The sequence below is a fragment of the Xanthomonas sp. MLO165 genome (assembly GCF_018831305.1).
Classification (GTDB): domain Bacteria; phylum Pseudomonadota; class Gammaproteobacteria; order Xanthomonadales; family Xanthomonadaceae; genus Xanthomonas; species Xanthomonas arboricola.
The window spans coordinates 514994-536684 of record NZ_CP029263.1; the positions used below are offsets into that span (position 1 = coordinate 514994).

Here is a 21691-nt window from a genome sequence, read left to right on the forward strand (position 1 = left end):
TCCAACGAAGCGGGCGGCAAGTGGTCGCAATCAAGCGCGCTCAGGCAAGGTGTTTTCCGACAACACAAAGCAACGAAGACGCACGTCGTTAAGGCCCCTCTCCCCGCGAGGAGAGGGGCTTAATCCGCCAGGCTTAGCTCTTCTACGGTAGGAAAGCGGCCTGATTCAACTCAATCCCAACCTTCTGCATCCGGGAAGGGAGGGCCAAGATCCGGACGCATGCCATGCATAACAACCAGCACTACATGACCGGTTTCGGCAACGCGTTTGCGACCGAGGCGGTGGCCGGTACCTTGCCGGTGGGGCAGAACTCGCCGCAGCGTGTGGCGCACGGGTTGTATGCCGAACAGTTGTCCGGCACCGCGTTCACCGCGCCACGCAGCGAGAACCGGCGCAGCTGGCTGTACCGCATCCGCCCGGCGGCCGTGCATGGCAGTTTTTCCCTGGTCGAACAGTCGCAGCTCCACAACGATTTCGGGCGCGGCCCGGTGCCGCCGGATCAACTGCGCTGGAGCCCATTGCCGCTGCCGTCCACGCCAACCGATTTCGTCGACGGTCTGTACACCATGGCCGGCAACGGCGGGCCGGAGGCGATGTCCGGTGTCGCCGTGCATCTGTATGCGGCCAACGCATCGATGCACGATCGCTTCTTTTACGATGCCGATGGCGAGCTGTTGCTGGTGCCGCAACTGGGCCGCCTGCGCATCCATAGCGAGCTCGGTGTGCTGGAGCTGGAGCCGCAGCAGATCGGGGTGATACCGCGCGGTGTGCGCTTCCGTGTCGAGCTGCCCGATGGCGAGGCGCGCGGCTATGTCTGCGAAAACTTCGGCGCAGTGCTGCGGCTGCCAGACCTGGGGCCGATCGGCTCCAACGGGCTGGCCAATGCGCGCGACTTCGAAACGCCGCATGCGGCCTATGAACAGCGCGAAGGTGCGTTCGAGCTGGTGGCCAAATTCCAGGGCCATTTATGGCGTGCGGACATCGGCCACTCGCCGCTGGACGTGGTGGCCTGGCATGGCAACTACGCGCCGTATCGCTACGATCTGCGCCGCTTCAACACCATCGGCTCGATCAGCTTCGATCATCCGGATCCGAGCATCTTCACCGTGCTGACCTCGCCCAGCGACACGCATGGCACGGCGAACATGGATTTTGCGATCTTCCCGCCGCGCTGGTTGGTGGCGCAGCACACCTTCCGCCCGCCGTGGTTCCATCGCAACGTGGCCAGCGAGTTCATGGGGCTGGTGCACGGCGTCTACGACGCCAAGGCCGACGGCTTCGCGCCGGGCGGTGCCTCGCTGCACAACTGCATGAGCGGGCATGGCCCGGATGCGGCGACCTTCGACAAGGCCTCGCATGCGGACCTGACGCGCCCGGATGTGATCGCCGACACCATGGCCTTCATGTTCGAAACGCGTGCGGTGCTGCGCCCCACCCAGCAGGCCTTGCAGGCCGCGCACCGGCAGGGCGACTATCAGCAGTGCTGGTCCGGATTGCGCGCGGCGTTTCAGGCGCCCAGCTCAGAGGGTGCGCAGTAACTCAGGCAGTTGGGCGAATGTGCTGATCAGGCGCTACGGCAGCCAGGGGGGGCGCAGGTGCCGGATCGAGGGTTCCAGTTGTCCGCTCAAGCCGCCTGCAGCGCATCCGGCAACAGCTCGCCAATCCGGGCACGTACGCGCTCGGCGTAGCTTGCCGAGGTGATCTGCGGCAACGCGCGCAGCGCGTCGGCAATGGCGGCGCCGATGGCGTCCTCGGCGCGTGCGGCCTGCAGCTGCCGATGCAGCGCGGCGGCCGCCGGGTCGCGTTGCAGTTGCAGGATGTCGAGCAGGTACAGCCGCGCGTTGGTGGCCGCGCGACGGCGCTGGCGCTGCAGGTCTTCTTCGCTCGGTGGTGCCGCTGGCGGCGTCACGTGGGTACCGGGCACGCCTGCCGGCGAGGAATCAGACGCCGTGTCAGTGCGTGTCGCACTCCCTGCCTGCGTGCCGAACTCCAGATAGCCCATCGCGCAGAGCGCATGTACCAGCGCGGCGCCGTCGCCGCCCAGCAGCACGGCCAGCGTTGCCAGATCGCGCTGGCCGTCGGCCAGGATCAGCGCGCGTCGCTGCAGCAAGGTGAGTGGACTGCGGTGCGATTGCAGCGCGGTAAGGGCGAGCTCGGTCTTGCGTGGGGTCATGGCGGCGGTCCTGCGAGGCACCCAGCTTGCCCGCCGCCAATGAAGCGCCGATGACATCGGCACGAGACAACGCCAGCGCGTTCTGCACATCGTCGCGATGTGGGCTGTGTACGCTGTGGCGGACCCATAAGGAATGCATGCATGACCACCAGATTGCTCGGTTTGATGGGCGCATTGCTGTTGCTGACCGGCTGCAACCGTGCCGAGGACGCCACCACGGCCGCGCCCGACGCGGCACCCGCACCGGTGGCAGCCGCCAACGACCAGCCAGCCGGGGAGGTTCCGCCGGCCACTGCGCCGGCCGGCACGTTTCCGCCGCAACTGCGCCAGCAGCCGGCTGCGCTCGCGCGCCTGGATGGGTACGGCGATCTGCGCCTGGGCATGGACGCAGCGCAGGCGCGCGCTGCCTGGGGCGGCGACCTGCGCGGCGAACCGGCGACCGACGGCGGCTGCTATCTGCTACGGCCGCAGTGGGCCGACGATGCGCGCCGCTTCGGTTTCATGTTCGAAGGCGATCGCCTTGTGCGTTATCAGACCAACGAACCCAAGGAGCTCGCCCCGGGCGGCGGCAGGGTCGGCATGACGCTGGCGCAGCTGCGCGCGCTGTATCCGGCAGGTCTGACCGAACAGCCGCACAAATACGTCCCCGGCGCGTTCACCCTGCGCATGGCCGATGCGGCCACCCGGTCCGCATTGGTGTTCGAGACCGATGCCGACGGCAAGGTCACCAGCTGGCGGGTCGGGCAGCCGCCGCAAGTGGATTATGTGGAAGGCTGCGGCTGATCCGTCACGGCCGCCACTGCGCCGCATCGGCGGCGCAAGCGGCTTCCGGCAGCGCAGCGTGCGCGCGCATAGTCGACTGGTAGCATGCGCGTAGAACAATGTGTCGAGACCATCCGGGCAGGGGGTCTCGAAGCAGCTGCGCAGCTCAGCGCGGATCCTTGTCCGGCTCGGCGTGCTGCTTGGCGGTTTCCGCGTTTTCGCCAATATCGCCTTGCGTCTGCGGCGTGGGCAGGCCTTCCTGCTTCATCTCGCCGTGGTTGGGCACTTCCGGGCGGTTTTCCATCATCAGCGACAGCGCGGCCTTGGCCATCAGATGGGCGCTGATCGGTGCGGTGATGAACAGGAACACGGTGATCAGCAACTCGCGCGGTTGCGGGTCCACACCCAGGAACAGGTGATAGCCGACCGATGCCAGCAGCACGCAGCCCACCCCCAGGGTGCTGGCCTTGGTCGGCGCATGCAGGCGCTTGAAAAAATCCGACAGCTTCACCAGGCCGAGCGCGCCGATCAGGATGAAGAAGGTGCCGACCAGCAGCAGCGCGCTGAGCAGATATTCGGTCAGCGCAATCATTCGACGATGTCCCGACGCAACACGAACTTGCTGAGCACCACGGTGCTGCCGAAGCCCAGCATCGCGATCACCAGCGCGGCCTCGAAGTAGATCGGCGAGTCCAGGTACATGCCCAGCAGCATCAGCTCGGCGATGGCGGTGATGGACAGGGTGTCCAGCGCCAGGATGCGATCGGGCACGCTCGGGCCGCGCAGCAGGCGCCACAGCGCCATCAGCATGGCCAGGCCCACCGTGTGCATGCAGATGACGATGGTCGATTCGATGAACATGTGGCCGGTCACGGAAAGATCTCCATCAGGGGCTTCTCGTAGCGGGTCTTGATCTCGGCGATCAAGGCGTCCGGGTCGTCCAGGTGCAGCACGTGTACCAGCAGATACTTGCGGTCGTCCGAAAGCGCCGCCGACACCGTGCCGGGAGTGAGCGTGATCATGCTGGTCAGCGCGGCGATGCCGTGGATGTTGGCGATATCCAGCGGCACCCAGATGAAACCGGGGTGGATGCGCGACTCCGGGCCGAGCACCTGGCCGGCCACCTTGATGTTGGAGCGCACGATATCGCCGGCGGCCACCAGCAACATGCGCGGCACCGAACGCAGCGAGCCGATGCGGGCGAACTCGCGGTCCAGGCGCGCCGCAAAGATCGGCACCACCCAGCCGAGCAACAAGCCCAGCACCCATTGCTGCGGCCCGAAGCTGTCGCTGAGCAACAGCCAGAAAATGAAGACCGTCACGCTCAGCGACGGCGAGGGCAGCAGCCGGCTGCGCAGCGGCAGGCGCGTGCTCATGGCTGCCTCCGTTGCGGCGTGGTGGCGCGGACCTGCTCGACGTAGGCGCCGGGGTCGCGCAGCTGCACGCCAGCCGCGTCGGTGTAGCGCATCAACGGGCCGGCACCGGCCGTCATCGCCACCACCCCGCCCAGCAATAGCAGCGTGGCGGCGGTTTCCACAGGGCGCATGCGTGCACGCCGTTGCGGCTGCAGCTCGGGAACGTCCTGCACCGCTTCGGGCACGCGCCAGAACAGGCGCACGCCGGCACGCGTCAGGCCGATCACCACCAGCAGGCTGCTGCCCAGGATGGCGAACCACACTGGCCCGACCAGGCCCTCGGGCACGTGCTGCAGCAACGCGGCCTTGGCCAGGAAGCCGGACAACGGCGGCAGCCCGGCGACCGCCACCGCGGCGACCATGAACATCGCGCCGGGGATCCCGCGCCGCGGCAGCGGCGCGACCACTTCCTTGCGGTCGCTGGCGCTGCCACGGCGACGCCGGATCAGGTCCGACACCATGAACAACGCCGCGGCCACGAAGCTGCTATGCGGCAGGTAGTACAGGCCTGCACCCAACGCGCCGGCATCGTCCAGCGAGAAGGCGATGAACAATGTCGCCGCCGAGAACACCACCAGATACGACACCATCACCCGTAGCCGCGATGCGGCCATCACCCCGAAGGCGGCCATCAGCAGCGTGGCGATGCCCAGCCACAGCAATGCGTGGCGGCCGAAGCCCTGCAGCGCGCCGGCACTGGTGCCGAACCACAGCGCCGACACCCGCAGGGTCGCGTACAGCCCGACCTTGGTCATGATCGCAAACAACGCCGCCACCGCCGCCGGCGCGCGCGAATAGGTCTCCGGCAGCCACAGGTACAGCGGCAGCAACGCGGCCTTGCTGCAGAACACCAGCAGCAACAGGCCCAGGCTGGCCTTGGCCAGCGGCAGGTCCTGCGCCGGCAACGCGGCGATGCGTTGCGACAGCTCGGCCATGTTCAAGGTGCCGAACACGCCGAACAACAGGCCCAGCGCGATCAGGAACAGGGTCGACGCGCACACGTTGAACACCACGTAATGCAGGCCCACACGCATCTGCAGCCCGCGCCCGCCGCTGAGCAGCAGACCGTAGGAGGCGATCAGCATCACTTCGAAGAACACGAACAGGTTGAAGATGTCGCCGGTCAGGAACGCACCGTTCAAGCCCATCAGCTGGAACTGGAACAGTGCATGGAAATGCGGCGCGCGCCGGTCCCAGCCGGCGCAGGCATGCAGCAGGCAGGCCGCGCCCAGGATCAGGGTGGTCAACAGCATCCACGCCGACAGGCGGTCGCCCATCAGCACGATGCCGATGCGCGCCGGCCAGTCGCCGAGCAGGTACACCAGCACCTGGCCTTCGGCGGCGCGCGCGAACAAGGCGATGACCGCTGCGGCCAGCAAGGCCATGCTCGCCCATGCCACCGTGCGCTGCACGCGCGGCCCATAGCGTCGGTGTTCGACGAACAGCGACGCCGACGCGCCCAGCATCGGGATCAGGATCGGCAGGATCAGCAGATGGTTCATCGCCGGGCCTCGCGCGTATCCACGCCGGTGGTGGCGTCTTCATGCGCATCCACATGATCGCTGCCGTTGTCGCTGCGGCTGCGGATCGCCAGCACCAGGCTCACCGCGGTCATCGCGAAGGCGATCACGATCGCGGTCAGCACCAGCGCCTGCGGCAACGGGTCGGTGTAGTGCATCAGGTCGGCCGGCACGCCCTCGCGCAGCACCGGCGCCTGGCCGCTGCGCAGCCGCCCACCGGCGAAGATCAGCAGGTTGGTCGCGTACGACAGGAAGGTCATCCCCAGGATCACGTCGAAGCTGCGTGCGCGCAGCAACAGGTAGATCGCCAATGCGGTGAGAACGCCGATCGCGCTTGCCACTGCCAGTTCCATCAATGCTGCTCCGCGGTGCGTGTCGAACGTTGGGTGGGGTCGATCTCGCCGCGCTGCGAGCTGCGCGTGCGCGAGGGTTTGATCGTGCCCATCATCGACAGCATCAGCATCGCCGCACCGAACACCACCAGATACACGCCGACATCGAAGCCCAGCGCGCTGGCCAGTTCCAGGTCGCCCAGCAGCGGCAACGGAATCTCCAGATGCCCGCTGCTCAGGAACGGCATGCCGAACACCAGCGCACCGGCGCCGCTGACCAGCGCGCACAGCAGGCCGATGCCGATCAGGCGGATGTAGTCGAAGCCGAAGCGCGATTCCACCGACGCGGCACCCTGGATCACGTACTGCATCAGCAACGGCACCGCCAGCACCAGCCCGGCGATGAAGCCGCCACCGGGCGCGTTATGGCCGCGCAGGAACAGGAACAAGGACACCGTCAGCGTCAGCGGGAACATGATCTGCGCCAGATCGGCCGGCACCGGCAACTTGATCGGCGGGCCGGGCATGCTGCGCTCCGGCGCCATCCGCGAGCGCCGCAGCAGCGCGTGCACTACCAGCCCGGCGATCGCGAACACGGTGATCTCGCCGAAGGTATCGAAGCCGCGGAAATCCACCAGGATCACGTTGACCACGTTGCGCCCGTAGGCTTCCGGCAGCGCACGCTGCAGCAGCTCGCCGGCAACCGTGTGGCTGGGCTGGGTCATCAAGGTATAGGCCAATGCGGCAAGCCCGGCACCACCGACGACGGCGATGCCGGCATCGCGGAGCTTGCGCAGGCGCGCGGGCTCGGGCAACGAGCGCTCGGGCAGGTAATTCATCGCCAGCAGCATCAGCACCAGCGTCACCATCTCCACCAGCAACTGGGTCAACGCAAGATCCGGTGCCGACAGGAACACGAAGGTCATGCTGACCGCCAGGCCGGTGCCACCCAGCACCAGCACCGCGAGCAGGCGCTGCTTGTACAGGAACAGGCTGCCCAGGGCGCAGGCGATCATCAGCAGCCAGATCGTCCAGCCCAGCAGCGGCAGCGGGGTGGGCGCCGGCCAGGCCGGCAATGCACCGCCCTGCAGGAACGGCACCAGCGCCACTACGACAGCGCTCAGCACCAGCAGCATCAGCATGCGTTGCAGGTTGCCGTTGGTGACCGCATCGGTCATGCGCACGGTGCCGGCGAACAGCGCGCGCAGGTTCCAGTTGAACAGCGCCTTGCCGGGTGAGCGGTTCTGGATCGCGTACATGTCCAGCGTGCGGCGCAGCGCCATGTACAACAGGGTGCCGCCCACCATGCCGGCGATGCTCATCGCCAGCGGCCAGTTCCAGCCATGCCACAGCGCCAGGCTGTAGTCGGGCAGGCGCGCGCCCAGGATGGCGCTGGCACCGGCGCGCAGCACCGGCGCGATGGTCCAGGCCGGCACGATGCCCACGGCCACGCAGATCAGCACCAGCACATCCACCGGAATCCGCATCCAGCGCGGCGGCTCGTGCGGAGTGGTGTCCAGATCGCGTGGGCCCTGGCCGAAGAAGGTGTCGTGCACGAAGCGCAGGCTGTAGGCCACGCCGAGCAGGCCGGCCAGCAGTGCGGCGATGCTGGCCAATACCCGCATCGTCTGCGGCGCATCGGTTTCCAGCGCCACGGCAAAGAACATTTCCTTGGACAAAAAGCCGTTGAGCAGCGGAACGCCGGCCATCGCCAGCGAGGCGGTGATCGCCAGCACGCTGGTGACCGGCATCAGGCGGCGCAGGTTGCCCAGCTTGCGCATGTCGCGCGTGCCGGTCTCGTGGTCGATGATGCCGGCGGCCATGAACAACGAGGCCTTGAACACCGCATGGTTGAGGATGTGGAACACGCCGGCCACCACCGCCATCGGCGTGGACAGGCCGAACAGCATGGTGATCAGGCCCAGATGCGAGATGGTCGAGTACGCCAGCACGCCCTTGAGATCGTGCTGGAAGATCGCGTGCCATGCGCCGAGCAACAGCGTGATCGCACCGATGCTGGTGACCGTGTAGAAGAACAGGTCGGTGCCGGCCAGGGCAGGATGCAGGCGCGCCAGCAGGAACACGCCGGCCTTCACCATCGTGGCCGAATGCAGGTACGCCGACACCGGTGTCGGCGCCGCCATCGCGTGCGGCAACCAGAAGTGGAACGGGAACTGCGCGCTCTTGGTGAAGATGCCCAGCAGCACCAACCCCAGTGCATACGGATACAACGGACTGGCGCGAATCAGATCGCCGGCCGCCAGCACCGCATCCAGCTGGAAACTGCCGACGATGCGGCCGATCATCAGGATGCCGCCGAGCAGGGCCAGGCCGCCACCGGCCGTCAGCACGAAGGCCATGCGCGCGCCTTCGCGCGCATCCTTGCGGTGCGACCAGAAGCCGATCAACAGGAACGAACTGATGCTGGTGAGTTCCCAGAACACCATCAGCAACAGCAGATTGCCCGACAGCACCATGCCGAGCATCGCGCCCATGAACAGCATGAGATAGGCGAAGAAACGCGATGCGCTGTCGCGTGCACTCAGGTAGTAATGCGCATACATCACCACCAGCGCACCGATGCCCAGCACCAGTAACGCGAACATCCACGCCAGGCCATCGAGCCGCAACGAGAACATCAGGCCGATCTGCGGCAACCATGGGTACTGGCTGCCGATCACCTCACCGCGCAATACGGCCGGTGTGAGCGTCGCCAGGATGACCAGCCCGCCCAACGGCGCGGCCGCAGCCAACCACGCAGTGATCGAACGGGAGGTGCGCCAGAGCAGCGCAGTGGCGGCCGCCATCACAAATGGCAGCGCAAGCAGGATTTCCAGCGAGAAAGGCATGCAGGGAACACAAGATTCGCGAGCAGGCCAGAGAGCTTAACAAATCGTTGACTGACGCCAGCGTCAACGCCGTGGCTGCGCGCCTGCGCAAATCGCGGCCGGATCGGCGTCGCGCCGCTGCCTGTCACTCGCTATGCTGGGATCACCCAGACTGCATCCGAGCCCTGTGACTGCTGCCGATCCCGCTCCGTCCACTGCCGTTTCTGCGCCGCGCGCCCTGGTGTTCGGCGGCAGCGGTCAGATCGGCGAACGCCTGCTGACGCGGCTGCTCGGCCGCGGTTGGCAGGTGACGGCCTGGTCGCGCCAGCCACGTGCCGCGCGTGCCGGGCTGATCTGGCGGCAGGGCGATCTGGCCATGCCGGCTGCCGCGGGCGAGGCATTCGAGGTGATCTTCAGCTGCGGTCCGCTGGACCATTTCGCGCGTTGGTATGTCGAAAATCCGGTGCGTGCTCCGCGCATCGTGGCGTTCGGTTCCACCAGCCTGGAGGTCAAGGAACACTCGATCGACGCGGCCGAGCGCGATGTCGCACAGCGCCTGGCAAATGCCGAACAGGCGCTGTTTTCCGCAGCCCAGGCGCGTGGCGCTGCGGCGACGGTACTGCGCCCGACCCTGGTCTACGGTGCCGGGCGCGACCGCACGCTCACCCAGATCGCCGGGCTGGCGCAGCGCACCGGCGCCTTCGTGCTGCCGGCCAACGCGACAGGGCTGCGCCAGCCGGTGCATGTGGACGATCTGGCCAGCGCCGCACTGGCGGTGGTCACCCAGCCGGCGACACAGCAGCGCAGCTATGCCGTCGGCGGCGGCGAAGTGCTGGCCTATACGCAGATGGTGGAGCGCGTGCTGGCAGCACTGCCACGACCGGCGCGGCTGTATCAGGTGCCGCCCGGACTGTTCGGCCTTGCCCTCACCGCTGCGCAGCGGCTGGGGCGCCTGCGTGGCATCAATGCGGCCGCATTGCAGCGCATGCGCGATGACCTGGTGTTTGACCTGGAACCGGCGCGTCGCGACTTCGGTTATGCGCCGCGCGCCTTTCGTCCCCTGCCCGAAGAACTCGGCATCGGCGAGTGAGGCTCGTCTGGGCGGATGTGCTTCGAAGACCTGCATGGCGCGCGGTCCGCTAGCTCTGCTGCGCAGGGCGATGCGGCATGACCGTTAGCCGCTGCAGCGCTTCGGCGTAATCCGCTGCTTTCAGGTCATGACCCCGCCGGCGACCGGCTATGTTCTGGCTGTCACTCGCGCTCAGTACCGCCAACCCAGCTGACGATAGAGCTTGGCCAGTACCCAGATCGGCCCGATCAGCAGATAGGTCAGGTCGGTCAGGAAGCTCGGCTTGCGGCCTTCGATCCGGTGGCCGACGAATTGCGCGACCCAGGCCAGCACGAACACCGTCAGCGCCGTGGCGAACAGCCCGGTGAGCCCGAGTCTGCCTTCGAGCAACCGGCACAGGCAGCCGAAGAAAAAGAAGATCCCCAGCATGCCCAGCCCGAGCGGACGCGATAGGCGGTTGTAGTACGACCAAGCCGCGAACATCGACAACGCCGCCCACACGCCGCTGCTGAACCAGGTGCCGCCAACCGGGATGCACCACAGCAGGGCCACCACGGACCACAGGATCGCCGGCACCGCCAGCACGTGGATCTGCTGATTGGTGGTGTTGCGGTGATCGTCGGCGTAGCTGGCGAAATAGCGGTCGATCGGTCGCGCGGTCTTGGTGCGTTCGGTCATGTTCCCTCCCAGGAATGACCCAAGCATACGCGCGCGGATGGCGCTGTGGCAGCCGTACTCTCTGCCACGCACAGTGCGCGTGGCAGGGGCCGGTGTGCATCAGTTGACCGACACGGCGCTCCACGCTGCAGCAACCGCGCGGTACTGCGTGGAGCTACTGCCATACAGATCGGTGGCCGCGCTCAACGTGGCCCTGCGTGCGGCCGCGTAGTTGGTCGAGGAGGTCATGTAGACCGTCAACGCGCGGTACCAGATGCGGCTGGCCGCCGCCCGGCCGATCGCCGTCAATGCCGTATTGCCGTTGCAGACCAGCCCGGCCGGCGTCACGTTCCAGCTGGTGCCCGACCCGAAGCCGCTCGGCACTACCGCGCCTTCGGCCAGCAGATAGTAGAAATGGTTGGCCACGCCCGAGCTGTAATGCACATTGAGCGAGCCCAGGCTGCTGCTGTAGCAATCGGGCGAATCGCCATCCAGGCTGGGCTTGAACATGTAGCGCAGGGCCAGCGTCCCGCTGCTGTTGCCCGGGATGATCTTCTCGCCGATCAGGTAATTGCCCGGCTGCGCGCTGTTGTTGGCGGAGTACTCCACCATCGCGCCCATGATGTCGGACGTGGCTTCGTTCAGGCCGCCCGACTCGCCCGAATACACCAGGCGCGCGGTGCGGCTAGTCACGCCGTGGGTCATCTCGTGGCCGGCCACATCCACCGACACCAGCGGCGTGAACGTGCTGCCGTCGCCATCGCCGAAGGTCATGCAGAAGCAGCTGTCCTGCCAGAACGCGTTGTTGTAGCGGCTACCGTAATGCACGCGGCTGCGCGCACCGATACCATCGTTGGCGATGCCGCTGCGCGCATGGGTGGTGCGGAAATAGTCCCAGGTCAACGCCACGCCGTAATGCGCATCCACTGCCGCGGTCACCGTATCGCTGTTGGCGCCGCTGCCCCAGGCGTTGTCGGCATCGGTGACCAGCGTGCCGTTGCCAGAGGTGCTGTTGCGCATGTTGTAGGTGGCGCCGCTGCCGCGGCTCAGATCGGTCAACTCGTAACCGCTGCTGCAACGCGTCGTTGCCAACGCCACGCTGCCTGCATACAGCGAACGCCCGGTGCCGGCCGCATTGGTGCCACCCGCGCAGGCGGTGTGCACCGTGTCCCAGGATTCGAGAATGCGTTGATTGATTGCGTCGACGATGTAATGCATTTCGGTCGGCGTCTGATCGGGCTTGATGCCGCTGTAGATCACTTCATAGACCAGCCGCGGTGCGCCCTGACGCGCATACAAGGCCAGGCTTGCGCGCGGCGCGGCATCGGGTGCCAGATCGAACTGCGCACCGGCCGCGCGCACTGCCGTGTCGGCATCGATGCCGGGCACGATGCTCGGGCGCACGCTGGTGTCCATGCTCTGGCTCAACTGACGCATCACTCCGCGCCGCGAATGCACCACCACATCGCCGCCGATCACCGGCAGGCCCTGATACGTACGATCGAAGCGCGCATGCTCGCTGCCGTCGGCATCGACAATGCTGTCGCGCGCGACAAACGCATCGGCCGTTGCACGATTGGCCAGCGCCGCAGCGTGATTGCCCAACAAGGATTGCGCGCGCGACACCGCGGCATCCGCGGAAAGATCCGCAGCAGTGGCGACAGCAGACAACGATAGCGCGCAGCAGATCGCTGCGCCCAGGACATGAACTCGCATGACGACTCTCTCCCCGAAAACGTGCAATGCAAAGATCGGCGGCGATACGCATCACGGCCGATCGCGACTGGCAACAGGTGCCGGCAGATAAATTTGCACAGTCCACGACAGCACAGTAGTAAAAGTTACAGCTGTGTTGCGTTCTGTGCGCCGCGCCACTTTGCGGTGTGGAGGGCATCGCAGAGCAGCAGGAGTGTCGCTGCGTGTGCAACATCACCAGCGCGGCAGGCACGCCGTATTGTCGCAATCTGGAGGGTGCACCAACCTCCAGCGACGCACAATCCGCTGGCAACAACAGGCAATCCGCGCAGGTGTGTGCAGTCAGACGCGGCCGCAGCGACGCTCTCGGCGCTACTGTCGAAAGCAGACAGGCACAAAAAAACCGGCCAGACATCTGGCCGGTTTTTCGTGCTGCGGCGTTGAACCGTCAGCGGCCGCCGATCGCGACCCGCTGCTGCTCATCCTGCGCACGCTGCTGCGAAGCCTGGCCAGCCAGCAATTGCGCATTGGTCTGTTCCAGCGGGGGAGCTGGCTGGTTCAGATCCACCGCCGCACGGAAGCCCGGCGTGGTGCCCATGACAAATGCCTTGCCATCCTGCACGGTGACGTTCTGCAGTTTGTCTGCCGAATCGATACCGTTCTGCTTGGCCTGCAGGGTGACGTGGGCCGCGGTCTCGTTGGAGATCATGCTGGGCAGCTTGCTGCGGATCGCGTTGTGCAAGGCATGGTCCGGATGCGAGGCATCGTCGAGCGACGGCCCCTTGGGCGCAGCAACCGGCGTCTGCGCTGCCTGTGCCTGGGCCGGTTGTGCGGACAACGCGGCCTGCGTGTTGCGCCCCACCACGCCATCGGGCTGCAGCCCGTGCTGCTTCTGGAACGCAATCACCGCCTCACGCGTGTTGTCGCCAAAGCGGCCATCCTCGGCAAGCCGGTTGCCCTGCGCATCGCGCACGCCGAGACGGTTGAGGTCCTGCTGCAGCTTGCCGACATCACTGCCTTGCTCGCCATGCCGCAGCGTGCCATTGCCACCCGCTGTCGCCGGCTGGGGGTGGCGCGCGCCGGACTCCTGCTGATGGCCCTGATTCCAGAATGTCTCCGGACTGGTCAGCTTGCCGTTGGCATCGCGCAGCTGGTAATGCACGTGCTGCGCGTACTGGCTGTTACCGTTCGGGCCGCGTCCACCCATTGTGCCGATGGCATCGCCTGCAGACAGCGTCTGACCTTCCTTCACCTTGAGCGCGTCCAGGTGCAGGATCTCGTGCGAGTTGCCCTGTGCATCGCGAATCTTGACGGTGCCGTAGTTGCCGCCCGCGAAGGTGACGGTTCCGGCGACCGGCGAATGCACCGTCGGGTGCTGCATGTTGCGGCCTGTCTGGCCACCCTGGTAGTTGAAGTCGGTACCGCCGTGATCACGGGCACTGCGATGCTCGCCGTAATGGCCGGTGATGTGCGGTGCCGTCCCGTTCTGCGGTGGGAGCATCCGTTCCATCGTCTGCTGAAACGAGCTGGATCCACCATGCTGTGGCTGCACAGGTGCTGGTGCAGTGTGCTGCACCGGCTGTCCGAGCTGGCCATGGGCCAGGTTGTTCATCAGTTCTGGAGTGATATCGCGCTGCCAGCGGGCAAACCGGTTCTCGCGGTCGGCCAATCCATTTGGCGGATCGCCGCCGTTGATCGCAACACCTGCCGCATGCGCGTCCTGCCTGGCGGCCTGCGGCACGTTGTTTTGCCAGTACCAAGTGGCGATGCGGGATGCGTTTTCAGGTTGTGCCGCCAGATCGGGGTGTGCCACCAGATCCAGGTTCAACGCTTCGCCCGCCGCACGATATTGGTCCTTGCCGGTGAGCTGCATATAACCGCGGCCACGGTACAAGTAGCCGTCGCCGGGCTCGTTATTGCCCATGCGTCCGCCATACATCAATTCGGCCAGTTTTTCCGGTTGCCCCCGCAGGGCATCCAGACGTGCCTGCTCCAGGGCTTCGGGGCCCTCACGCAGTGCGGAGCGCACCTTCGAACTCACCTGTGAGGATCCGTGCGTATAGCGGAACCCTTCTTCCAGGCGGTTGAGGCCCATCGATTCATGACCCACCTGGGCCATGAAGTTTGCCAGCTCCTTCGGCTGGGTAATGCCTGCAGCATAGGCTGATTGGAGCAGCCCTGTTTCACGATCGGTTGCCATGGTGTAACTCCTCATTTCTCAGCAACATGAAATAACGGACTCCTTCCTTGTCCGTGCAAACCATTACGTCCCTTTAATTCGCCTTCTCGGCTGCGGCGTCGTCCAATGCCGCAGCTTTCTTCAATGTGGATGGATCAAACTCCTGAAACGCCACCGTGCCGAAGTCTTTGGCGGTCAATTCCAGGGTGTTGTGCTGCTCGGTCTCGGTATCGGACAGGTCACGCACCACCTTGTCCAGCAACCAGGTCTGCTTGTCTGCCGAATACTTAAACGTGAAGTCGTCTGCCCAGCGCTCGCGCGATCCGCCGGAAATGGAAATGGTGAATTGCCCGGTCTGGATGCGCGAAAACGCGTAAGGGTCGCCTGCCAGACCGCCGCAACGGGCGCATGGCACGATCTTGCTATTTTCTGAGGCCTTCTGCATCGCACCGTCGGCGGTCTGCGTCAGCAGCAGAACCGTACGCGGTTGTCCCTCGCCAAGTTTTTCGGCGCCGGTGCTGGATGGGGAAATCACCACCAACGCATCGGAGCGGCCCGCGCCAGTCAGATCGCCACGGATGGTCTCCAGAGCCTTCGATCCCGCCGGAATGAAGGAGTCTATCGTGCCCATAGGTACAGTCCCTTGTGTCGGTGTTGCGGGGGTTGGTGCGGCAGGTGCGGACGGCTGCGTCGCCGCGGTACCGGCAGCGGCGTTCGACTGCTCGGCCGCACCACCAGCTTGAGGTCCGTTACAGGCCGCGAGTGCAACTGCCAATGCAGGGCCAATCAGTCGGAAAGGACGCAAGGTTATCTCCTGAAACGTTGGCGGATGCGCCATTACCAGTGTCGCCACTAGCGCGCTGATTAAAGGGACTGGTCGTCCACCTTAACCAGCATCCAGCAGGGGCGCTGGGCGAAGTGGTAGACCTGCTGATCGCCAGTGTCCGGCGTGCGGACCAGTACCTGGCGGCCATCGGCCTCTTCGGAAATCGTGACCTCGCGGCCGCCGTTGCGGGCTGCCTCCAGGTTGGGAATGACAGGCCATTCGACCTTGGCCAGCGGAACCGTGCGGGTGACCGGTGTGGGCTCGGGCTGCGCGTCCGGGTCGAGTTGGATCATCGTCAGCGGATCGGCGGTGGCCTTTTCCTGTACCGCAATGTCTGCACTGAAGCTTTTCAGAAATGCAGAGAAGTCGGCGCTGGGGCAGGTTGTCGCCTGCGCAGGCGTTGCCGGAGCGGTGGCAGGTGCCGGGGCTGCGGGTGCTGCATTCGCAGCAGGCGTCGCAGCGCCGGCGGGCTCAGCTTGCGGCTTGCAGGCGACCAACGCCAGGCTCAGTGCGAAAGCGTGCAGGGACGTTCGAAAAAGGGCCAAGGGATCCTCCTGATCATTGCGGGGCAACTGGAACGCGGGCGGGATGGTATACGCGCGCTGCTTGCCAATGTGTGAAGGCTGGCAGAGTCGTGGCTTGCGCAAACTGGCCGGCATGCGGCAGGCCAATACCCTCGCAGAACAAGCAGCCTGACGGTGGCCCCGGTGCTCGGGTGAGTCCACGGCCATTGATTGCGGTCAGCAACGCCGGGCTATCTCGATCGATCCTGCGCAAAAGTCATGATGATTTGATCATGGTTTGGCCGGGGATTTATCCGGTATGGCGCGGCTGACTATATCCCGTTTGAAAATACATCGGGTGCATCCGCACCCACCCATCCCTGCGCGCAGTCGCCGACATACTGGCCCGGCGCGGCAACATTTCAGCTCTCGCCAGTGGCGGTCTTCGAGCGTTGGATCGGCCTGTCGCCATATGTTCCGCATGCCGGGTTGTTCTTGCATCCGGCGACGCTGTCTGCAGGAATCGCAATGACGCGGTAATACGGAGGTTTCTGTCCGACGCGGCTGCGGAATGAAAAGTATGAGAGCGCCATTGCGACTTTTCTGGGCAACAGACCGCGTCAGGTGCGTCCTTCAGCGCTCAATAAAGAGCGCTGCCCGCCATTGTTGCTTTACTACAGCCTCAAAGCCCCGGACGCGGGGCCTTGGAGATCAATCGACCGAAATACCCGCCAACCGCTGCAATGCTTCGGCATATTTTGCGCGCGTGCGTTCGATCACTTCTGCCGGCAGGCTGGGGCCGGGTGCGGTCTTGCCCCAGTCCAGGGTTTCCAGATAATCGCGCACGAACTGCTTGTCGTAGCTGGGCGGGCTGGTGCCGAGTTCGTACTGGTCGGCCGGCCAGTAACGCGACGAGTCCGGGGTCAGCATCTCGTCCATGATGTACAGGCGGCCATCGGCATCGGTGCCGAATTCGAACTTGGTGTCGGCCAGCAGAATGCCGCGCTCGGCGGCAAAGTCGGCGGCGAAACGGTAGATGCGCAAGGTGGCATCGCGGACGCGTTCGGCAAGCTCGGCGCCGACGGTCATGACCATCGCATCGAAGTCGATGTTTTCGTCATGGTCGCCGACCGCGGCCTTGGTCGACGGGGTAAAGATCGGCTCGGGCAGTTTCTCGGCCTGGCGCAGGCCGTCGGGAAGTTCGATGCCGCTGATCTTGCCGGTACGCTGGTAATCCTTCCAGCCGCTGCCGATCAGATAGCCGCGTGCGATCGCTTCCACCGGCACCGGCTTGAGCTTGCGCGTGACCACGGCGCGCTTGGCATACAGCGCCGGGTCTACGCCCTCGGGCAAGACCTGCTCCACGGTGATGTCGACCAGATGGTTGGGCATCAGGTGTTCGGTCTTGTGGAACCAGAAGTTGGAGACCTGGCACAGCATCTCGCCCTTGCCGGGGATCGGGTCGGGCAGCACCACGTCGAACGCGGACAGGCGGTCGGTCGCCACCATCAACAGATAATCGCCCGGGGGCGCATCGGCGGGCAGGCGCTCGCGGGGAATGTCGAAGACATCGCGGACCTTGCCACGGTGACGCAACGGCAGGCCGGGCAGATCGGATTGCAACAGCGTGGTCGACACAGGCACTCCTAAGGACGTCGCAATGACGCTGTCCCCGGGACCCGGCGGGCCCGCGGGTGGGCAGCGGGCCGCGTAGTGTACGGCGCTTCGGCGCGCGCCGCTGGATTTATTGGGGCCGCCCCGGTGGGCGGCGTGCATGCCGCGTCAGCCAGGCCGGGCGGGCGTTCGGGTAAGATCGCCAGCCCGCCATCCCGCCCCCCGATCGCCCATGTCCTGGTACGGAAAACTGCTCGGCGCACTGGCCGGCGCCCTGCTGTTCCGCGGCGCGCCGGTACTCGGGCTGATGATCGGCCTGGCGATCGGGCATGCGGTGGACGCCGGCTGGTTCAAGCGCCGCGCCGACAACCCGTACGAAGCGCTGGGACTGGAGCCGGACGCCACCACCGCCGAGATCGACCTGGCCTACCGTCGGCTGATGTCGCGCTACCACCCCGACAAGGTGGCCAACGCCGAGCCGGAAGCACGCCGCCAGGCGGAGAAGAAGGCCAGCCAGATCAATGCGGCCTACGATCGGATCCAGCGCCTGCGCAAACGCTGATCCAGCCTACGCTGCAATATCGCTGCCAGGCACCCACACAGGGTCGGCATGGGCGCCAAAAATGAAAACGCCCGACCCATGACAGGTCAGGCGCGGTCACTCAGGCGCCGAACACTCAGAAGCGATAGGTCGCCGTCAGGCGCACCGCATTCGACGAAAAGTCGGTATCGCTGCGGCGCAGGTCGGTGCCGGCCGGATTGACGCGCAGGAACGGGTTGGTCGCCGGCGCAGTGCCCGGCCCGACCCGCACGCGGGTGTCTTCGTCCTGCAGGCGGGTGAACAGGTATTCCACACCGACCGAGACGTTGTCGCTCAGGCGGCGCTGCAGGCCCAGGCCGGCCTGGTAGCCGTCGGCGCTGTCGCCGCCGCTGCTGGTGAAGCTGTTGGCGGTGTTGCTGCTGGAGAAGCTGTGATCGAACTCGCCGCGTGCCACGCCAGCGGTGAAATAGGCCAGAAAGTCGCCCTGCGCGCCAAAGGCATAACCGATACGGCCGCGCAGTGCGGCGGTGCGGTTGAGCTGGCGGGTGAAGGTGTAGAACGCCGGGGTGGTGCTGAAGGCGCTGACGCTGTCGCGCAGGTCGTTGCGGGTGTACTCGGCAACGACGCCGTAGACCCAGTTGCCGGCCTGCCAGTCGTAACCCAGCCGCGCACCGTATTCGGCGCCGCCCTTGTCCTTGCTGCAGCCGCTGGCCGGGGTGCGCCCGGCCGCCGCGCCGCCGCAGAACCCGGGCGAGAAGGCATCGGCGCCGGTCGGGGTGCTGACCTGGTCGCCGTCGCGGCCATCCAGGTTGGTGTCAAAGCCGAAGCGGCCGCCGGAAACGCCACTGACGTCGGCACCGCCGACATTGGCGCCGATCGAGAAACCTGACCAGTCGGCCGGGCCGGTCTGGGCCCAGGCGGAGGGGGCGAGGGCCATCAAAACGAGCGCAGCGGAGGCGAGCGGGGTGGTCTTCATGCGGTGTCCTTGGCGAAAGGGCGCGGTGCGCCGGTTCAGGTGCATACGCAGCCTGGACCGCTGCGGATGCACTGGCTTTGCGCGCCTGCGACAATGTGTTTTCCGTTCCTTGACGAGCTGCCCATGCAACCGACGGCGATTGCCCCGTCCATCCTGTCCGCCGATTTCGCCCGTCTGGGCGAGGAAGTGAACAACGTCCTGAAGGCCGGCGCCGACTGGGTGCACTTCGACGTGATGGACAACCATTACGTGCCCAACCTCACCATCGGCCCGATGGTGTGCCAGGCGCTGCGCAAGCACGGCATCACCGCGCCGATCGACGTGCACCTGATGGTCGAGCCGGTGGACCGCATCGTGCCGGACTTCGCCGAGGCCGGCGCCACCACCATCAGCTTCCATCCCGAAGCCAGCCGCCATGTGCACCGCACGATCCAGCTGATCAAGTCGCACGGCTGCCAGGCCGGCCTGGTGCTCAACCCGGCCACCCCGGTGGACATTCTGGACTGGGTGCTGCCCGAGCTGGACCTGGTGCTGGTGATGTCGGTCAATCCCGGCTTCGGCGGGCAGGCCTTCATTCCCTCGGCGCTGGACAAGCTGCGTGCCATCCGCAGCAGGATCGACGCCCTGGGCAAGCCGATCCGGCTGGAGATCGATGGCGGGGTCAAGGCCGACAACATCGGCGCGATCGCTGCCGCCGGTGCCGACACCTTCGTTGCCGGCTCGGCGATCTTCAATGCGCCCGACTATGCACAGGTGATCGCGCAGATGCGCGCGGCGGTGGATGCGGTGCGATGAGCGCGCCCGCGCTGCAGATCCGCGCCGCCACGCCTGACGATGTGGCGCTGCTGCATGAGCTGATCACTGCACTGGCGGTGTACGAACGCGAGCCCGATGCGGTCAAGGCCAGCCCGCAGGACCTGCGCGCCAGCCTGTTCGGCGAGGGCGCCACCGCGCATGCGCTGATCTGCGAGCAGGACGGCCAGGCCCTGGGATTTGCGGTGTATTTCTTCAATTACTCGACCTGGCTCGGCCGCAACGGCCTGTATCTGGAAGACCTGTTCGTGCGCCCGCAGGCGCGCGGGCAGGGTGCCGGTCTGGCCTTGCTGCGGCACCTGGCCCGGTTGGCCGTGCAGCGTGGCTGCGGGCGTTTCGAATGGTCGGTGCTGGACTGGAACCAGCCGGCCATCGACTTCTATCAGGCGGCCGGTGCGCGCCCGATGGACGGCTGGACCGTCTACCGGCTCGACGGCGAGCGCCTGGCCGCGTTCGCCGCCGGCGCCTGAGCGCGCCCTGCGCGCCGCCGCGGCACGCAAAGAGAAGGCCGCTCCCCTTGGAGCGGCCTTCGAGAAAATTGGAGGCTGATCCTGCCTCCGCCCGTCGTCCCTGCTATGGCCTTCCACTCTCCGGGTTCTCGGTGACATGCCGATGACAGCCCGACGACATTGCGTATTCACGATGCGCGCAGCGGGCCGCTGCTAGCCTGCGTCCACCACCCCCACAGCATTGGCAGCGTGCATGGCCGCGTCCCACTGGCGTCTGATCCTCAACGGCAAGTCCACCGACAATCTGGACCTGCGTGAGGCGGTGGGAGCGCTGCGCAAGCGTGGCATCCAGCTCGAGGTGCGGGTCACCTGGGAAGACGGCGATGCCGAGCGCTATGTCGGCGAAGCGGTTGCCGACGGCGCCCACACCGTGATCGCGGCCGGCGGTGACGGCACCTTGAGCGAAGTGGCCGCGGCGCTGGCGCATCACACCGCCGATGCCGCCACGCTGCCATCGCTGGGCCTGGTGCCGCTGGGCACCGCCAACGACTTCGCCACCGCCGCCAACCTGCCGATCGAACCGCTCGCTGCGCTAACGCTGATTGCCGAGCGCCCTGCCGAGCCGATCGATCTGCTGCGCATCGATGCCGAGCACGGCCCGCACTGGTGCGCCAACGTCGCCAGTGGCGGGTTCGGCACCCAGGTCACCGTCGAAACCGACGAAGGCCTGAAGAAGATGCTCGGTGGCCTGGCGTATCTGATCACCGGCATGTCGCGGCTGGGCCGCATCGACCCGATCAGCGCCCGCTTCAGCGGCCCGGATTTCAACTGGGAAGGCGAGTTCATCGCGCTTGGCCTGGGCAACGGGCGCCAGGCCGGCGGCGGCCAGGCGCTGTGCCCGGAGGCCCTGATCGACGATGGCCTGCTCGACGTCACCATCGTGCCCGCGCTCAACGGCGAAGTGGCCGCCACCCTCGGCACCCTGGTCACCGGCGGCAAACAGGCCGCGCTGGAACGTGTGGCCGTGCGCGCGCGGCTGCCGTGGCTGGAGATCGTCGCCCATCAGCCGCTGACCTTGAACCTGGATGGCGAGCCGGAGACCTCGCTGCATTTCCGCATCGAATGCGTGCCGGCGCGGTTGCGGATGCATTTGCCTGTGGAGTGCCCGTTGCGGAGCGCTTGAGGGTGGGGAATCGGGAATCGGGATTGGGGAATCGGTAGAGCGGGGCTGGTTGTGCGGCGCCAGGCCGGTCTGCCCGGCTTCGCAATTTGCTTGGCTTTCGCCTCGGGCCTGCTGCCCTGGCGCGGCAGTTGCGCTACAGTAGGGACGTGTCCCGCT

The 21691-nt window shown here is 66.3% G+C and carries 21 protein-coding genes and 1 pseudogene; 7 read left to right on the forward strand and 15 right to left on the reverse strand.

The window, feature by feature from the left end:
• Positions 1-224: 224 nt before the first annotated feature.
• Positions 225-1538: a homogentisate 1,2-dioxygenase gene (hmgA, locus tag DGN21_RS02220; RefSeq protein WP_126965272.1), complete on the forward strand. Its 1314-nt coding sequence runs from the start codon at positions 225-227 to the stop codon at positions 1536-1538.
• 86 nt (positions 1539-1624) lie between these two features.
• Here hmgA and DGN21_RS02225 read toward each other — a convergent pair whose 3' ends face one another.
• A complete protein-coding gene (locus DGN21_RS02225) occupies positions 1625-2173 on the reverse strand; it encodes a hypothetical protein (RefSeq protein WP_126965271.1) in 549 nt (182 codons plus the stop codon).
• A 165-nt stretch (positions 2174-2338) separates the two neighbouring features.
• Between DGN21_RS02225 and DGN21_RS02230 the strand changes: the two genes are divergently transcribed.
• Complete coding sequence (locus DGN21_RS02230; protein ID WP_160954869.1) at positions 2339-2956, forward strand: lectin; 618 nt, start codon at positions 2339-2341, stop codon at positions 2954-2956.
• A 145-nt stretch (positions 2957-3101) separates the two neighbouring features.
• Here DGN21_RS02230 and DGN21_RS02235 read toward each other — a convergent pair whose 3' ends face one another.
• The 6 genes from DGN21_RS02235 to DGN21_RS02260 are packed head-to-tail and all read right to left on the reverse strand — an operon-like array spanning position 3102 to position 9051.
• Entirely contained in the window at positions 3102-3527 is a 426-nt protein-coding gene (locus tag DGN21_RS02235; protein ID WP_126965270.1) for a Na+/H+ antiporter subunit G, read from the reverse strand.
• Positions 3524-3808, reverse strand: coding sequence for a K+/H+ antiporter subunit F (locus DGN21_RS02240; RefSeq protein WP_046345450.1), 285 nt, complete (start codon positions 3806-3808; stop codon positions 3524-3526). Before DGN21_RS02240 ends, DGN21_RS02235 begins: the two co-directional genes overlap by 4 nt.
• Complete coding sequence (locus tag DGN21_RS02245; protein WP_047127937.1) at positions 3805-4311, reverse strand: Na+/H+ antiporter subunit E; 507 nt, start codon at positions 4309-4311, stop codon at positions 3805-3807. The genes DGN21_RS02240 and DGN21_RS02245 overlap by 4 nt, the downstream gene beginning before the upstream one ends.
• Positions 4308-5852: a monovalent cation/H+ antiporter subunit D gene (locus DGN21_RS02250; RefSeq protein WP_126965269.1), complete on the reverse strand. Its 1545-nt coding sequence runs from the start codon at positions 5850-5852 to the stop codon at positions 4308-4310. Before DGN21_RS02250 ends, DGN21_RS02245 begins: the two co-directional genes overlap by 4 nt.
• Entirely contained in the window at positions 5849-6223 is a 375-nt protein-coding gene (locus DGN21_RS02255; RefSeq protein ID WP_016901335.1) for a Na+/H+ antiporter subunit C, read from the reverse strand. The genes DGN21_RS02250 and DGN21_RS02255 overlap by 4 nt, the downstream gene beginning before the upstream one ends.
• Positions 6223-9051, reverse strand: coding sequence for a monovalent cation/H+ antiporter subunit A (locus DGN21_RS02260; RefSeq protein WP_215825105.1), 2829 nt, complete (start codon positions 9049-9051; stop codon positions 6223-6225). The genes DGN21_RS02255 and DGN21_RS02260 overlap by 1 nt, the downstream gene beginning before the upstream one ends.
• Positions 9052-9217: 166 nt before the next feature.
• On the opposite strand from DGN21_RS02260, the gene DGN21_RS02265 reads away from it, so the two are divergent.
• Positions 9218-10120, forward strand: coding sequence for an NAD-dependent epimerase/dehydratase family protein (locus DGN21_RS02265; RefSeq protein WP_024938210.1), 903 nt, complete (start codon positions 9218-9220; stop codon positions 10118-10120).
• 171 nt (positions 10121-10291) lie between these two features.
• Here the strand turns inward: DGN21_RS02265 and DGN21_RS02270 are convergent, their stop codons facing one another.
• From DGN21_RS02270 to DGN21_RS02295, 7 genes and pseudogenes are all read right to left on the reverse strand, one after another.
• Positions 10292-10777 (reverse strand): Mpo1-like protein, encoded by a 486-nt coding sequence (locus DGN21_RS02270; RefSeq protein WP_024938209.1) that lies wholly within the window; start codon positions 10775-10777, stop codon positions 10292-10294.
• A gap of 99 nt (positions 10778-10876) precedes the next feature.
• Positions 10877-12472: a M4 family metallopeptidase gene (locus DGN21_RS02275; protein ID WP_126965268.1), complete on the reverse strand. Its 1596-nt coding sequence runs from the start codon at positions 12470-12472 to the stop codon at positions 10877-10879.
• Positions 12473-12899: 427 nt separating this feature from the next.
• Positions 12900-14651 (reverse strand): peptidoglycan-binding protein, encoded by a 1752-nt coding sequence (locus DGN21_RS02280; protein ID WP_104577300.1) that lies wholly within the window; start codon positions 14649-14651, stop codon positions 12900-12902.
• Positions 14652-14724: 73 nt separating this feature from the next.
• A complete protein-coding gene (locus DGN21_RS02285) occupies positions 14725-15261 on the reverse strand; it encodes a hypothetical protein (RefSeq protein WP_104554499.1) in 537 nt (178 codons plus the stop codon).
• A 233-nt stretch (positions 15262-15494) separates the two neighbouring features.
• Complete coding sequence (locus DGN21_RS02290; RefSeq protein ID WP_126965282.1) at positions 15495-16001, reverse strand: hypothetical protein; 507 nt, start codon at positions 15999-16001, stop codon at positions 15495-15497.
• 290 nt (positions 16002-16291) lie between these two features.
• Positions 16292-16513: pseudogene (locus DGN21_RS20135) on the reverse strand (hypothetical protein); the annotation flags it as partial.
• Positions 16514-16670: 157 nt separating this feature from the next.
• Positions 16671-17597, reverse strand: a complete 927-nt coding sequence (locus tag DGN21_RS02295; protein WP_046345459.1) for a phosphoribosylaminoimidazolesuccinocarboxamide synthase — start codon at positions 17595-17597, stop codon at positions 16671-16673.
• Positions 17598-17805: 208 nt separating this feature from the next.
• Here DGN21_RS02295 and DGN21_RS02300 point away from each other — a divergent pair, with 208 nt between their 5' ends.
• Positions 17806-18135, forward strand: coding sequence for a DnaJ domain-containing protein (locus DGN21_RS02300; RefSeq protein WP_016901358.1), 330 nt, complete (start codon positions 17806-17808; stop codon positions 18133-18135).
• Between the two features lie 115 nt (positions 18136-18250).
• Here DGN21_RS02300 and DGN21_RS02305 read toward each other — a convergent pair whose 3' ends face one another.
• Positions 18251-19090 carry an outer membrane beta-barrel protein gene (locus DGN21_RS02305; RefSeq protein WP_039511280.1) on the reverse strand — a complete coding sequence of 280 codons (840 nt, stop codon included), beginning with the start codon at positions 19088-19090 and terminating at the stop codon, positions 18251-18253.
• 123 nt (positions 19091-19213) lie between these two features.
• Between DGN21_RS02305 and rpe the strand changes: the two genes are divergently transcribed.
• From rpe to yegS, 3 genes are all read left to right on the forward strand, one after another.
• Positions 19214-19885, forward strand: a complete 672-nt coding sequence (gene rpe, locus DGN21_RS02310; RefSeq protein ID WP_016901363.1) for a ribulose-phosphate 3-epimerase — start codon at positions 19214-19216, stop codon at positions 19883-19885.
• The gene (locus DGN21_RS02315; protein WP_054592402.1) at positions 19882-20373 is read left to right on the forward strand and encodes a GNAT family N-acetyltransferase; all 492 of its coding nucleotides are present in this window, start codon (positions 19882-19884) and stop codon (positions 20371-20373) included. Before rpe ends, DGN21_RS02315 begins: the two co-directional genes overlap by 4 nt.
• A gap of 232 nt (positions 20374-20605) precedes the next feature.
• On the forward strand, positions 20606-21535 hold the full coding sequence (yegS, locus tag DGN21_RS02320) for a lipid kinase YegS (protein WP_126965267.1): 930 nt from the start codon (positions 20606-20608) through the stop codon (positions 21533-21535).
• The last annotated feature ends 156 nt before the right edge of the window (positions 21536-21691 follow it).

Coding starts and splice junctions, on each gene's coding strand:
- hmgA (WP_126965272.1), top strand. CDS start 225: ATGCATAACAACCAGCACTACATGACCGGTTTCGGCAACGCGTTTGCG.
- DGN21_RS02225 (WP_126965271.1), bottom strand. CDS start 2,173: ATGACCCCACGCAAGACCGAGCTCGCCCTTACCGCGCTGCAATCGCAC.
- DGN21_RS02230 (WP_160954869.1), top strand. CDS start 2,339: ATGGGCGCATTGCTGTTGCTGACCGGCTGCAACCGTGCCGAGGACGCC.
- DGN21_RS02235 (WP_126965270.1), bottom strand. CDS start 3,527: ATGATTGCGCTGACCGAATATCTGCTCAGCGCGCTGCTGCTGGTCGGC.
- DGN21_RS02245 (WP_047127937.1), bottom strand. CDS start 4,311: ATGAGCACGCGCCTGCCGCTGCGCAGCCGGCTGCTGCCCTCGCCGTCG.
- DGN21_RS02250 (WP_126965269.1), bottom strand. CDS start 5,852: ATGAACCATCTGCTGATCCTGCCGATCCTGATCCCGATGCTGGGCGCG.
- DGN21_RS02255 (WP_016901335.1), bottom strand. CDS start 6,223: ATGGAACTGGCAGTGGCAAGCGCGATCGGCGTTCTCACCGCATTGGCG.
- DGN21_RS02260 (WP_215825105.1), bottom strand. CDS start 9,051: ATGCCTTTCTCGCTGGAAATCCTGCTTGCGCTGCCATTTGTGATGGCG.
- DGN21_RS02270 (WP_024938209.1), bottom strand. CDS start 10,777: ATGACCGAACGCACCAAGACCGCGCGACCGATCGACCGCTATTTCGCC.
- DGN21_RS02275 (WP_126965268.1), bottom strand. CDS start 12,472: ATGCGAGTTCATGTCCTGGGCGCAGCGATCTGCTGCGCGCTATCGTTG.
- DGN21_RS02280 (WP_104577300.1), bottom strand. CDS start 14,651: ATGGCAACCGATCGTGAAACAGGGCTGCTCCAATCAGCCTATGCTGCA.
- DGN21_RS02285 (WP_104554499.1), bottom strand. CDS start 15,261: ATGGGCACGATAGACTCCTTCATTCCGGCGGGATCGAAGGCTCTGGAG.
- DGN21_RS02300 (WP_016901358.1), top strand. CDS start 17,806: ATGTCCTGGTACGGAAAACTGCTCGGCGCACTGGCCGGCGCCCTGCTG.
- DGN21_RS02305 (WP_039511280.1), bottom strand. CDS start 19,090: ATGAAGACCACCCCGCTCGCCTCCGCTGCGCTCGTTTTGATGGCCCTC.
- rpe (WP_016901363.1), top strand. CDS start 19,214: ATGCAACCGACGGCGATTGCCCCGTCCATCCTGTCCGCCGATTTCGCC.
- DGN21_RS02315 (WP_054592402.1), top strand. CDS start 19,882: ATGAGCGCGCCCGCGCTGCAGATCCGCGCCGCCACGCCTGACGATGTG.
- yegS (WP_126965267.1), top strand. CDS start 20,606: ATGGCCGCGTCCCACTGGCGTCTGATCCTCAACGGCAAGTCCACCGAC.